The sequence below is a fragment of the Shewanella sp. K8 genome, assembly GCF_028823715.1.
Lineage (GTDB): Bacteria > Pseudomonadota > Gammaproteobacteria > Enterobacterales > Shewanellaceae > Shewanella > Shewanella algae.
In genome coordinates, this window is the sequence record NZ_JAPEHY010000023.1 from 1 (window position 1) to 12,596 (window position 12,596).

Consider the following 12,596-nt stretch of genomic DNA (forward strand, 5'->3'; position numbering starts at 1 on the left):
AACGCCAATTGCTGTGCAAGCCAGAGTGCCACGAGGACTTATTCGCACCTTCCTTTAACCTTCTTTGAAATAAAAAGGCAGTTTAACTGAATGCTTATATGCAAATGCATGCAAAAAAGCATAAAAATGACATGTGAAACCCTTTGAATCATATGATGTTTTTTTTGGAATCGCCCGCAAGGTCAAAATTTGCTCTGACTGACTCAATTTATGGTTGACTCATATCCAGTTGCGCATTATTTTCTGCGCGATGTTTTTAGCAAGGCTCCAACAAAAGCGACCAGTTGTTACTGTCCGTCTGGCGGAAAGCCGTAAATAAAGCAGTTGTTTTGGTGGTGTCTTCAACGCCCCACATGACTTTATAGGGCCGCAAGGCCATCTTTTTGAGGACCTAAGTGCATGTCTGAGCCGACAGCGTTAAGTCTTGTTCCCCCCATAGTTGTATTGGTGCTGGCCATTTGGCTGCGTCGTCCCATCCTGGCCTTAATCATAGGTGCCGTCAGCGGGCTATTGCTTCTTGACCCCAGTCAGGTGCTGAACAGCTTTGCCGATATCTCTCTCAAGGTGATGGCCGATGAGACCATAGGTTGGTTAATCCTGGTGTGTGGCAGTTTCGGTGCCCTGATAGCCTTATTGGTGCGCACAGGTGGCGCCTTGGCCTTTGGCCGTAAAGCGCTCAAACTCGCCAAAGGGCCACGCTCATCTCTGCTGATGACCTTTGTGCTAGGCCTGGTGATCTTTATTGATGATTACCTGAATGCACTCACAGTCGGCGAAACCATGAAACGGGTTACAGACAGGTTCAAGATTTCCCGAGAGATGCTGGCCTATGTGGTTGACTCCACCGCAGCGCCGGTATGTGTGTTGGTGCCGCTATCCACCTGGGCGGTGTTTTTCGGCGGACTTCTGGTCAACAACGGTGTGGCCGCCGAAGGCGAGGGGATCCAAATTTATATGCAGGCGATCCCTTATATGTTTTACGCCTGGTTGGCGGTTGCCATGGTGCTGCTGGTCATCCTTGGCATAGTACCGGCCATAGGACCAATGAAAAAGGCGCAGCTCGCGGCGGCGGCCGGCAATCCGGCCAAAGAGCAGATAGATCTGGATGAAGTTCAGACTTCAGATGAATATGCCGTGCGCGCCATGGAGGAGGAGTTTGAGCAGGCCGACAAGCAAGGTAAGCTGCATAACTTCCTGGTGCCAATTTTGCTGTTGGTTGGTTTTACCGTTTACTTTGATATCGATGTCTGGAAAGGCTTGTTGGCAACACTGGTGATTACCCTGCCATATTACGCGGTGCAGCGTTTGATGCCCTTGTCCGAGATGATGGATCAGATGATAGATGGCTTCAAGAGCATGCTGCCGGCCATAGGCACGGTTATCGCCGCCTTTGTGTTTAAGGATGTTTGCGACCAACTGTTGCTGCCTCAATATGTGATTGAGTCCCTGAGTCCCTTTATGACGCCAAAACTCTTGCCTGCAGTGGTGTTTGTGGCCATGGCAATTCTGGCCTTTGCCACCGGGTCCAGCTGGGGGATTTTTGCGGTGACCATTCCTATTGTAATGCCGCTGGCTCAATCTGTGGGGGCTGATATACCGCTGGTGATAGGTGCCTTGCTGTCGGCTTCATCTTTTGGTAGCCAGGCTTGCTTCTACTCGGACTCCACCGTTCTGGCGGCGCAAGGGTCGGGCTGTAACCTGGTAAGCCATGCGGTGACCCAGTTACCCTATGCCTTGATAGCAGCAGTACTTACCTTTATTGGCTTTATCATAGTCGCATGATTAGTCGCATGATTAGTTGAATGACGGCTGTTTCAAAGCCTGAGCCTACCAACAAAAATCCCCAAGGTTATCCGCGGGGATTTTTTTCAACGGTTGCCGCAAGAAGCCATCAATAAAAGCGGATGCAAAAGGTTCAATAGCTCGACATATCAAACGCTTCTCGGCAGTATTGTGAATAACGATACAGGGAATTTGCCTTCTATGGTGTTTGTAAGTGAGTACCACAAGACTTAAGGACAGAGCTGCATGCATATATTCTTTGCCATTACTGCACTACTGTTATTACTCATAACACCTCTAAGCAGTAACAAGAGCCGTTGGTTTACCCCATCACCTCGCCAGGCTATGGCTTTTATCAGCGTTCTTTGGCTAATTGTCTGGGGCTGCTCTGCAATTTTCAAAACTATACTTCCCGATGCTTCAGGCTCAGGTGTGATAAGTGCTATTGCAGGCTTGGTACTGGTTATTTTGCTTATTTTTGCCGGTATCTTAATGATCACCCGGATGGATGGAAAACACAGTGCCAAACGAAGTGCGGCACTTAAGGTTTTTCGCGCCAAACAGCGGCAAGATTATGGTCAACCCCCTTTGATTGAACATTTTAATGTTACTCAAAACCAGGATACTGCAGGTCAGCTCATCTCCTTAAACGCGGAGATCGTTTTTAAACGCGATCCCTTAATTGAAGACCACAACATTAAGATAATTGTCTTTGTGGATACCAATAGCCAGACTCAAGGGGCTTCCCTTTATGAAAATGTACTCTTCTCATCCCGCATGGCACTCCAGTGCCAGTCGGAAAGTTCACTCGTCTACCAAGTGGAGATAGAGGCTGCAGAGATAAGGAACGAGCTGAACCGAATAAGAGGCAGGTTGAAAGACTGTTCAAATGAAGAGTTAACGGAGAAGGATGAGAGTGATATCAAACTCGACTACTCTGTGTATGTAATCGGTCCTGATTATATTACGGAGCTAGCTGAGAAACCCGGTATATGCTTTACCTCTTTGTCTGATGAGGCGCTCGCTTTGCGGGACTATTATCCGGGAGGCTCCCCCTATGAAGCAGCTTACCCTGCCTTATCGAATGAGAAGTTAATGCTCAATACCCGTTTACGACTGACAAACCAATAACAAGATGTGTTTTTTACGGTACAAAAAAGCCAGCAACGATGCTGGCTTTTACAAAGGAGGGCGATTTAATTAAACGCGCTTCTTGAATTCACCGGTGCGGGTATCGATTTCAATCTTGTCGCCTTCTTTAACGAAGTCGGCAACCATCACCTTCAGATCTGTACCTACGATAGAAGCAGGCTTCATTACCTTACCTGAGGTATCACCACGGGCGGCAGGTTCAGTGTAACCTACTTCGCGAATGATAGTGGTAGGCAGTTCTACAGAGATGGCTTTGCCTTCGTAGAAAGTGACCTGACAGATCTCTTCCATTCCATCAACTATGTAGTTGATGGCATCACCCATGTTTTCGGCTTCAACGTCATACTGGTTGAAGTCTGAGTCCATAAAGACATACATAGGATCAGCAAAGTAAGAGTAGGTGCACTCCAGGCGCTCGAGCTGAATATCTTCCAGCTTGTCGTCAGCCTTGAATACAGTTTCAGTGCCGGAACCTTGCAGCAGGTTCTTCAGCTTCATCTTTACCACAGCAGCGTTACGGCCGGATTTGTTGAACTCGGTCTTGAGTACAACCATAGGGTTGCCGTCAACCATGATAACGTTACCTGCGCGGACTTCCTGAGCAGTCTTCATTACGTATGTTCCTATATAAGCGGTTTTTCAATTCAGCGCAGAATCTTAGCGGGTTTTGGCCATTAGCACTAGCCTGTTTGCCAGATCTGCTTCATTTATTGCTTCAGCCGGCCATTTTTTTGCGTGTTGCATCAATGTCGGCATGGCAGAATTCAGTGCCAGCCAGCTTTGGCTGGCTTGGGCTCCCTGGTCGCAGTTGAACGCGGTATTCAGCGTTCGCCAGGTTTGGGCGACAAGGGGAGGCAGATTATGGCAGTATCGTGCCATAAAAGCATCCAATTTTACCAGATGTGCTTGTTCTTCCTGCTGATAGATATGCCAGATAAAAGGTTTGGCGGCCCACTGAGCCCTTAAAAAAGAGTCTTCCCCGCGAACTATGTTGAAATCGCAACTCCACAACAGCCGATCATAGCCATCTTGATCTGTCATCGGCAGGATTTGCACCTTGAGTGCGCCGCGACTGAAACTCTGGCCTGCTTGCCAACTGGCAGGATCTTGCCAGTCGAATTTGGGTCCTGAATCCTGGTTAAATTGCTCAAGTAAAGGCGCGATACAACCTAAGCTGCGCCCCTTGGGGACTAACAGTTGTACCCGCCGCTCACTTTGCTGCCAAAGTTCCAGCAACGCCGGCAAGGCTTGGGTCTCGTAGCTGAACAGGCTGATGAGGTAATCATCAGTGCCAATATCACTAAGCCCCATCTTTGCCAAGTGTGCCATGGCGTGCTCAGGCTTTGCTTGCCAGGCATCACGCTCGCTAAACAGAGACTGCTCGCAGATGAGTCCGCCTGACTTTGGGGTAAAGCCCGGGAAGAAAAAGGTCTTCTTGACCCCTTTGAGCGCCGGCGAACTGAGACCGTGGCAATCATCTATCCAGCTCTCGGCGCTGAGATAATCCAGATTTATCCATTTCGGTGCCTTGGCAAGCTCAGGCAGGCTTGTCAGCACTTCCGAGGGCAAGTCGCAGGCAAAGGCTTCTATCAATACTTCGCCCGGTTGCCAGGCTCGGGGTAGGGGAGACAGCCAATGGATGACTTCAACAGCACCAAAGTGTTGACTGACAAGGGCCGGGTTTAACTCGGGTAAAATGTGCGCGAAGCTGTTGAGGTCATCGACCCACAAACGTACCTTAATGCCATATTCGCAGGCCAGCTGCCGCGCCAGGCGCCAGGTAACGCCTATGTCGCCATAGTTGTCCACCACAGTACAGAAGATATCCCAATGACGCAGATTATCGGCTTGCATCTTGTTTCTGTTTCCTGAGTAATAGCCAATAAAAAGGCGGCCATATAGGCCGCCGGAGAGTTACCGCGGAGCGAATATCAGTCTTCCAGCTCGGCCAGACACATCTCTTCGTAAATCTGTTTAACCCAGGCGTCGACACGCTCTTCGGTCAATTCGGGCTGGCGGTCTTCATCTATACCCAGACCAACAAAATGCTTGTCGTCAACCAGCCCTTTAGAGGCTTCGAAGTTGTAGCTGTCAGTCGGCCAATGGCCAATGACTATTGCGCCGCGCTCTTCAACGATATCTCGGACCATACCCATGGCATCGAGGAAGTACTCGGCATAGTCTTCCTGATCGCCGCAACCGAAAATGGCCACCAGCTTATCGGTAAAATCAATCTGCTCCAGCTCAGGGAAGAAGTCATCCCAGTCACATTGAGCTTCACCATAGTACCAGGTTGGGATCCCGAAGATCAGCAGGTCGTATTCGGCGATCTGCTCTTTGGTGCTCTTGGCGATATCCTTCACCTCAACCATCTTCTTGCCCAGTTTCTTCTGGATCATCTTGGCTACAGCTTCGGTGTTACCTGTATCGCTACCGAAAAAAAGACCTACAGTTGCCATTGTCTTTCCTTTAATGTCTAGTTCGCTATTTACTTCGATCTTTCCTGACAGGGGCTAACCTAGCTGCTCCTGAAGGATCAATTCTATTAACTGGCTGCGGCTGATGTTACTGGCCAAAGCCTTCTCATTCAAGGCGTCATATAAATCTTGTGACACTTTTAACTCTATTCGTTTCAGACCCTTCGCCCGATCCCGCATGATCTGGTTACGTTTATTCACCTTGAGCTGCTGCTCGCGGGGCAGAGGATTGCTTCTGGGCCGTCCGCGGCGCTTTTCAGTGGCAAAAAGGTCTATGGTTGTTCTATCTGTTGCTTCTTTTGCCATTTGAAATCTGATGTTTAACCTATACCTGAGCCTTCCCAGGTCATTTGAATTATCCCCTTGGCGACAAAGCCTGCACAGCCAAGGAAGAGTACCAACCAAACAATGAAGCGACCAAACTTGGGTACGTTACCCTGATTGAGTACATCCCTGATGGCCATACCGATAAAAAAGAAAATTGCTGCGAAAAACAGATCCAGTCCAACGGCTTCTATCTGTTGCATATACTGGTTCAACACGCTGCAGCCTCCCGGTGTTCCCTAGCCAAAAAGAGGCGCGAATATAGCATATTGGTTCAGGGGCTGCTACCGCATTTACCCTCAGCAAGGGCTTGGATATTAATCGTTACTGTCAATGAAGTCGGACACTATACGGTTGAATATCGCCGGTTTCTGGGCGTGTAGCCAATGCCCACATCCCTCCAGGGTCTTGGCTTTGACCTTAGGAAACTGAGCCACAATCTCTTCTTTGTAAGCGGCGGTCACATAGTTTGACTCGCTGCCCCGGATCATCAAGGTGGGCCCTTGATAGCTAAGTTGGCCACCGCAGCGCTCAGGGCCATTATGCCAACCTATGATAGCCGGATAACTTTCAATCAGCCCCGGCAGATTCATCTTCCACTCAAAGCCGGATTCGCTGCGACGCAGGCTCTTGAGCAAAAACTGCGCCGTCGCCTCATCGATCTCATGATTCAAAAGATGTGCCAGCGCCTGACGTCTGTCTTTAATATCCAAAGGCATGCTGTTTAGGCCGGCAAACACTTTTTCATGTCTCGGCGTGTAGGCCACAGGCGCAATATCGGCGGCGGTCAGGGATTGTACCCGCTGCGGATAAGCCAGCGCGGTTGCCATGGCAATCTTACCGCCCATGGAATGGCCCACCAGATGCACCTTGCCTATAGCCAGTTCATCAAGCAGGGACACAAGCGCTTTTGCAAGCCCAGGATAGTCCATTTGCGGCCAATGTTCGCTCTGACCATGATTGGGGCAGTCTATCCTTATTACCCGATGATTTTGCTCAAGCAGAGCCCCGAGTGATTTGAGATTATCCAAATCACCGAATAAGCCATGGATCAGCAACGCCGGACTACCGCTTCCGGTCGAAACAAAGTGCATACAGTCCCCTCACAGTGAGTTTGTTGCCAGTATTTCAGCAGGGGGCAAATTCTGCGACAAAGGTCAGTATTTGACAAGGATGGATGCGGATTTAACACTGGCTTTGACTGCTTTTTCAACAAATTGGCTGTGCAAGTCATAGGTTTGTAACTCTATTCTCGCATTTTGATGGATTGAGCCTTCCACCGCTGGCGAGTTATGGCATACTTTGAGCCAAATCGCAGCCGTGCCCCAGATGTGCTTTGATGGCAATGTCATGGCGGCTGCATAGAACAAGTTGAAACTAAAGGAATCGGGCCATGAAATATATTGAGGTGGATGAGGAACTGTATCGCTTTATTGCCGGGAAAACCGAAAGGATAGGCGAAAGCGCATCGGATATTCTTCGTCGACTGCTGGGCTTGGATGTGACAGCCGTTGAACCCAAGGCACCGGTTGAACTCAGCCAGCCAAGCATGGAGCAGGGTTATCGTCCCAATACATTACCCGAGGCCGAGTCAACCCTGGACTTTGACAACCTGTTTACCAGTGCGGCTATCGAAGCCCAAAAGGGGGCTGTTGGACGTTTTCTGTTTGCCCTCGAATGTCTCTATAACCAGGATCAGCAAGGATTTGAGCAGGTACTGCAGGTTCAGGGGCGTGATCGCCTCTATTTTGCTACCTCGAAGGAAGCCTTGCTTAAGGCCAGTAAATCGGCCAACCCCAAAGAAGTCGGCAGCAGTGGTTTTTGGGTAACCACCAATAACAACACTGCCAAGAAGCACACCATTTTGTCTGAAGTGTTGGAAAAGATGGGCTGCGACGGCGACAAGGCCAAAGCGATTGCCGATAAGGCACTGCCACTTAAGGCATAAATCTGTATTCCAACATCCGCCATCAAGGAGCACTATTTTGGCTATTCATGAGCGGGCCGGTAACAAGGCCATGCAGAAGGATCTGGTTAATATTCCGCGGCTGATGAGCCATTATTACCGAATTGTCCCCAACTGTGATGACCCGGCCCAGAAAGTGAGCTTTGGCACCTCGGGGCACAGGGGCAGTTCCTTAAGCGGCAGCTTCAATCAAAACCATATCTGGGCCATTACCCAGGCAGTGGTAGATTACCGCCAATCCCAAGGGATTGAGGGTTCACTCTATCTTGGCATGGACACCCATGCCTTATCTGAAGCGGCTTATATTTCGGCCATCGAAGTATTGCTGGCCAACAATGTGAAGTTGGTGGTGCAAGAGAGCCAGGGTTTTACGCCTACGCCTGTCATTTCCCATGCCATAGTTAGCGCAAACCGAAATGCCGCCGAGCTCAGCGATGGCATTATTATTACCCCGTCTCACAATCCACCTCAGGATGGTGGAATTAAGTACAATCCGCCCCATGGTGGGCCGGCAGAAGGTGAGATTACTGCCTGGATTGAGCAGCGAGCCAATGACTATCTCAAGGCGCAGCTGGAAGGGGTCAGGAAACTCAACTACGGCGTAGCCGCCAGTATCGGACTCATCAAAGAAACCGATCTTATAGAGCCCTATGTTGCCGATCTCGCCTCTGTAGTAAATATGCAAGCCATCAAAGATGCCGGCGTTCGCATAGGTGTCGACCCTCTGGGCGGCTCAGGCATCCATTACTGGCCACATATTGCCCGCCGTTATGGCGTGAATATAACCGTGGTCAACGACCGGGTCGATCCCAGCTTCGGCTTTATGCCACTGGATAAAGACGGCAAAATCCGCATGGACTGCTCATCGCCTTTTGCCATGGCAGGCCTGCTTAAGCACATGGATGAGTTCGATATCTGCCTTGGGAATGATCCCGACTACGACAGACACGGGATAGTCTGCCCAGAAACAGGGTTGATGGACCCCAACCACTTTTTGGCGGTGGCGATAGATTACCTGCTGGAGCACAGACCCGATTGGCCGCAGACGCTGCAAATCGGCAAGACCTTGGTTTCCAGTGGCATGATAGACAAGATAGTTGCCTCACACGGTCGCAAGCTTTGTGAAGTGCCGGTTGGTTTCAAGTGGTTTGTCAGTGGTTTGAGTGAAGCCAGCCTGGCCTTTGGTGGCGAAGAAAGTGCCGGTGCCTCCTTCCTTCGACGTGACGGCACAACCTGGTGCACGGACAAAGACGGTTTTATTCTCGGGCTGCTGGCCGCTGAAATCCTCGCCGTAACCGGCAAAAACCCAGCCGAGCGTTATGCAGAACTGGCTGCGATACACGGTCATTGCTTCTACAAACGGATAGACAGCCCCATCAATGCCAAGCAAAAGGCGCGTTTTGCCACCCTCAATGCAGATACCCTGGGGGCAGAGAGTTTGGCCGGAGACAAGATTAAGGCGGTACTGACCAAGGCCCCCGGCAATGATGGTGCTATTGGCGGTATTAAGGTGCTAACCGACAACGGCTGGTTTGCCGCCAGACCATCAGGTACTGAGGCACTCTATAAAATTTACGCCGAAAGCTTTGTCAGCGAGCAGCATCTGCAGCAGATACTGGAACAGGCGAGAGCTCTGATAACCAGCGCCCTAAAAGGTAAGCCGAACTGAGCTTAAGAGATTGCCAGTTCAGTAAAAAAGCGCAGCCGTGAACACAGTTGCGCTTTTTTATTTCCGGGGATCAATATTCAAGATGGCAACTGGGCAGGTTATTCTTCTGGATATAGTCCTGATGATATTCTTCCGCACGATGAAACTGTTTCACTGGAACAATTTCCGTCACTATGTGCCGCTGACCCCACTTACCACTACGAGCCAACGCCAGTTTTGAGGCCTCAGCCTGCTCCTTCTGCTCTTTGCTATGAAAAAAAATCACGCTCCGATACTGGGTGCCGATATCACCACCTTGGCGATTGAGACTGGTGGGGTTGTGATTGCTCCAGAAAACTTGCAGCAGCTCGGTAAATGAAACCTGGGCTTCATCGAACTCCACCTGAACCACTTCGGCATGGCCGCTGTTTCCCTGTTTTACCTCTTCATAGCGGTTGATTCTATCATCACCGCCCATATAACCACTGGTGGCGTTTAATACCCCGGGCACTTGACGAAAGAAATACTCCACCCCCCAAAAACAACCGCCACCGAATGTTGCTACCGCCATTGAATTTACCTCTAGATGTCCAGATGGCCAAAATTATGCGTGATAAGTTTTTCCGGCGCAAGTGGTGTATTTGTCGGAGTGGCTTTTTTGCTCCTTAGTTAGATAAGAACTATCTGAAACCAGTTCGCGAGCCTGGCATTGGATAGCTTTAGTCACATCGCCAACTTAATAAGCTGTGGTACTATGAAACCTTGCTCTCTGGCGCTGGTCTCAACAAGCAAACGCATTGCAACAAGTTCCCAGGAGACAGCGTTAATGGAAACAACAGCCAAATCGGCAATAAGAAGGAGTATTTCGTGTTACAAGCCCTGAAGGATAATCCTGACTTCCTGTCATTGACTCTGAATAACCCCAATTCATTGGAGAGTATTAGTGGCACGCTTGGCGACCACACCCGGATAGCGATTTGGGACACAGGAGTCTTGCTGTTTGAACCTCTGGACAACCAGAGTGATAAAGATATCGTGCTGTCATCCGGGGTACACGGCAATGAAACTGCACCTATCGAACTGTGTAATGGCATTATCAAGTCGCTGTTAAAGCAAGAAATACGGGTAGGGCAGCGAGTACTGTTCATGTTCGGTAACCCGGCGGCAATTAACCGTGGCACCCGTATTGTCGATGAAAACCTCAACCGGCTGTTCAGTGGCGAGCATTCAAATCCCCCCGGGCTGGTGAACCCGGAGCGGATCCGCGCCAAGAAGCTGGAAACTTATGTCACACGTTTCTTCGAAGACGCACCACAAGGGGCGAGACAGAGGATCCATTACGATCTGCACACCGCCATTCGCGGCTCCAAGCATGAAAAGTTTGCCATCTATCCCTATCGACCGGGTAAGGCTTACAGCCGCGAACAATTGATGTTCCTGGAGGCGGCCGGAGTCGATACCGTGTTGCTGCATCACGAACCCACAACTACTTTCAGCTATTTCTCGTCAAATCAGTTTGGCGCCGACGCCTTTACCATTGAACTTGGCAAGGTTTACCCCATGGGACAAAACGATATGACACGTTTTATCGCCACCCGGGAGATGCTGAGCCGTTTGATCTGCAAGCAATCGCTGGAACTCGAGGAGCAGGCGCTTGAGCGGGTCAATATCTATCAGGTCTGTAGGGTCATCAATAAGCAGGCCGACGACTTTGAATTTACCTTCGCCAGCGATGTGGAAAACTTCACAGCTTTCCCCAAGGGATATGTGCTGGCGCGGGAAGCGGGCCGGGATATTCGAGTAGAGCAGGACTCGGAAGCCGTGGTGTTTCCCAACGCCAAGGTGCCCATTGGCCAACGTACAGTGATCTGCCTGGTTCAGGCCACAGAGGTGCCATTGGCCTGAATTGTAAACCAATATATACGCGCCGATCCCATGCTAGTTGGCAAAGCACCCAAGGCGGGAGTTGCTTGCTAGTTTACGTTAACGTAATGTTCGAGGCGCGTACTGAAAAAATCGGTAGGGCCGGTTTCGAGCCGGACAAACCCAGAGATAACAAGAGCACACTATGAGCAACGCAACAAATATGAATGAGACGGTGCATCGGGTGAGTTTTTTGAACAAGGACTCGCTGCATATCCCTGTACTCAAAATACTTCAGGCCGACGGCACCACCTATGAAGAGGCAGTATTGCCCGTCATAGATGAAGCCCTGTCACGCAAGATATTCGATACCTGTGTCTTTACCCGTGTCCTGGACGAACGTATGTTGGGCGCCCAGCGTCAGGGAAGGATCAGTTTTTACATGACCTGTATCGGTGAAGAAGCCGCCGTTATCGGTAGTGCCGCCGCGCTGGATGACAAGGATGTGATCCTTGCCCAGTACCGCGAACATGCCGCATTGCGTTATCGCGGCTTTACCACTGAGCAGTTTATGAACCAGATGTTCAGCAATGAGAAAGATCTGGGCAAAGGCCGGCAGATGCCTATTCACTACGGCAGCCGTGAACTCAACTATCAAACCATCTCTTCACCGCTGGCGACTCAGATCCCGCAGGCATCCGGCGTAGGTTACTCGCTGAAGATGCAGGGCAAGCGTAATGTCGCTATCTGTTACTTCGGTGAAGGTGCCGCCTCTGAAGGTGATTTCCATGCCGGTCTTAATATGGCCGCAGTTCACAAAGCGCCGGTCATCTTCTTCTGCCGCAACAACGGCTACGCCATCTCAACCCCTACGGAAGAGCAGTACGCCGGTAACGGCATAGCCAGCCGCGGCGTTGGTTATGGCATGCACACCATCAGAGTCGATGGTAACGATATGCTGGCGGTTCTGGCCGCAACTCAGCAAGCCAGAGCCTACGCGCTTGAAAACAACGCGCCTGTGCTGATTGAAGCCATGACCTACCGCCTGGGTGCCCACTCATCTTCCGACGACCCATCCGGTTATCGCTCCAAAGAGGAAGAAGCCAAGTGGCAACAGCACGACCCTGTGAAACGCTTCAAGTTGTGGCTTATCAACAAAGGCTGGCTCAAGGAAAGCGACGAGACCGAGCTGTATGAGAAGTATCGCGAGGAAGTGCTGGCCGCGGTAAAAGTGGCCGAAAAGGTTCCGGCACCAGCCATAGACGCCATCATAGAAGACGTTTTTGATCAGCCGACAGCGGCGCTCAAGCAGCAATTAACCGAGCTTAAGGCCCACGTTGCCAAGTATCCGAAAGCCTATCCTAAAACAGCAGGGAGATCATAA

At 50.5% G+C, this 12,596-nt stretch carries 13 protein-coding genes; 6 read left to right on the forward strand and 7 right to left on the reverse strand.

The window, feature by feature from the left end; all coding sequences use genetic code 11:
- Nucleotides 1-399: 399 nt before the first annotated feature.
- The gene (locus ON072_RS13145) at nucleotides 400-1,782 is read left to right on the forward strand and encodes a Na+/H+ antiporter NhaC family protein (RefSeq protein ID WP_044734497.1); all 1,383 of its coding nucleotides are present in this window, start codon (nucleotides 400-402) and stop codon (nucleotides 1,780-1,782) included.
- 246 nt (nucleotides 1,783-2,028) lie between these two features.
- Nucleotides 2,029-2,913, forward strand: a complete 885-nt coding sequence (locus ON072_RS13150; RefSeq protein ID WP_144379734.1) for a hypothetical protein — start codon at nucleotides 2,029-2,031, stop codon at nucleotides 2,911-2,913.
- A 69-nt stretch (nucleotides 2,914-2,982) separates the two neighbouring features.
- On the opposite strand, the gene efp is transcribed toward ON072_RS13150, so the two are convergent.
- The 6 genes from efp to ON072_RS13180 form a co-directional block, all read right to left on the reverse strand.
- Entirely contained in the window at nucleotides 2,983-3,546 is a 564-nt protein-coding gene (efp, locus tag ON072_RS13155; protein WP_025010405.1) for an elongation factor P, read from the reverse strand.
- Nucleotides 3,547-3,591: 45 nt separating this feature from the next.
- Nucleotides 3,592-4,788, reverse strand: a complete 1,197-nt coding sequence (gene earP, locus ON072_RS13160; protein ID WP_144379733.1) for an elongation factor P maturation arginine rhamnosyltransferase EarP — start codon at nucleotides 4,786-4,788, stop codon at nucleotides 3,592-3,594.
- A 77-nt stretch (nucleotides 4,789-4,865) separates the two neighbouring features.
- Complete coding sequence (gene fldA, locus ON072_RS13165; RefSeq protein ID WP_025010404.1) at nucleotides 4,866-5,393, reverse strand: flavodoxin FldA; 528 nt, start codon at nucleotides 5,391-5,393, stop codon at nucleotides 4,866-4,868.
- A gap of 54 nt (nucleotides 5,394-5,447) precedes the next feature.
- Nucleotides 5,448-5,717: a LexA regulated protein gene (gene ybfE / locus ON072_RS13170; RefSeq protein WP_025010403.1), complete on the reverse strand. Its 270-nt coding sequence runs from the start codon at nucleotides 5,715-5,717 to the stop codon at nucleotides 5,448-5,450.
- 14 nt (nucleotides 5,718-5,731) lie between these two features.
- The gene (locus tag ON072_RS13175; protein WP_025887393.1) at nucleotides 5,732-5,953 is read right to left on the reverse strand and encodes a DUF2788 domain-containing protein; all 222 of its coding nucleotides are present in this window, start codon (nucleotides 5,951-5,953) and stop codon (nucleotides 5,732-5,734) included.
- Nucleotides 5,954-6,052: 99 nt separating this feature from the next.
- Nucleotides 6,053-6,829 carry an alpha/beta fold hydrolase gene (locus ON072_RS13180; RefSeq protein ID WP_144379732.1) on the reverse strand — a complete coding sequence of 259 codons (777 nt, stop codon included), beginning with the start codon at nucleotides 6,827-6,829 and terminating at the stop codon, nucleotides 6,053-6,055.
- A 299-nt stretch (nucleotides 6,830-7,128) separates the two neighbouring features.
- Between ON072_RS13180 and seqA the strand changes: the two genes are divergently transcribed.
- Both seqA and pgm read left to right on the forward strand, forming a co-directional pair.
- Complete coding sequence (gene seqA / locus ON072_RS13185; RefSeq protein WP_107004822.1) at nucleotides 7,129-7,683, forward strand: replication initiation negative regulator SeqA; 555 nt, start codon at nucleotides 7,129-7,131, stop codon at nucleotides 7,681-7,683.
- A gap of 37 nt (nucleotides 7,684-7,720) precedes the next feature.
- A complete protein-coding gene (pgm, locus tag ON072_RS13190) occupies nucleotides 7,721-9,370 on the forward strand; it encodes a phosphoglucomutase (alpha-D-glucose-1,6-bisphosphate-dependent) (protein ID WP_144379730.1) in 1,650 nt (549 codons plus the stop codon).
- Nucleotides 9,371-9,440: 70 nt separating this feature from the next.
- Here the strand turns inward: pgm and msrA are convergent, their stop codons facing one another.
- Nucleotides 9,441-9,920, reverse strand: coding sequence for a peptide-methionine (S)-S-oxide reductase MsrA (gene msrA / locus ON072_RS13195; protein WP_025010399.1), 480 nt, complete (start codon nucleotides 9,918-9,920; stop codon nucleotides 9,441-9,443).
- Between the two features lie 296 nt (nucleotides 9,921-10,216).
- Here msrA and astE point away from each other — a divergent pair, with 296 nt between their 5' ends.
- Nucleotides 10,217-11,254, forward strand: coding sequence for a succinylglutamate desuccinylase (gene astE, locus ON072_RS13200; protein WP_025010398.1), 1,038 nt, complete (start codon nucleotides 10,217-10,219; stop codon nucleotides 11,252-11,254).
- 163 nt (nucleotides 11,255-11,417) lie between these two features.
- Nucleotides 11,418-12,596, forward strand: coding sequence for a thiamine pyrophosphate-dependent dehydrogenase E1 component subunit alpha (locus ON072_RS13205; RefSeq protein WP_044734490.1), 1,179 nt, complete (start codon nucleotides 11,418-11,420; stop codon nucleotides 12,594-12,596).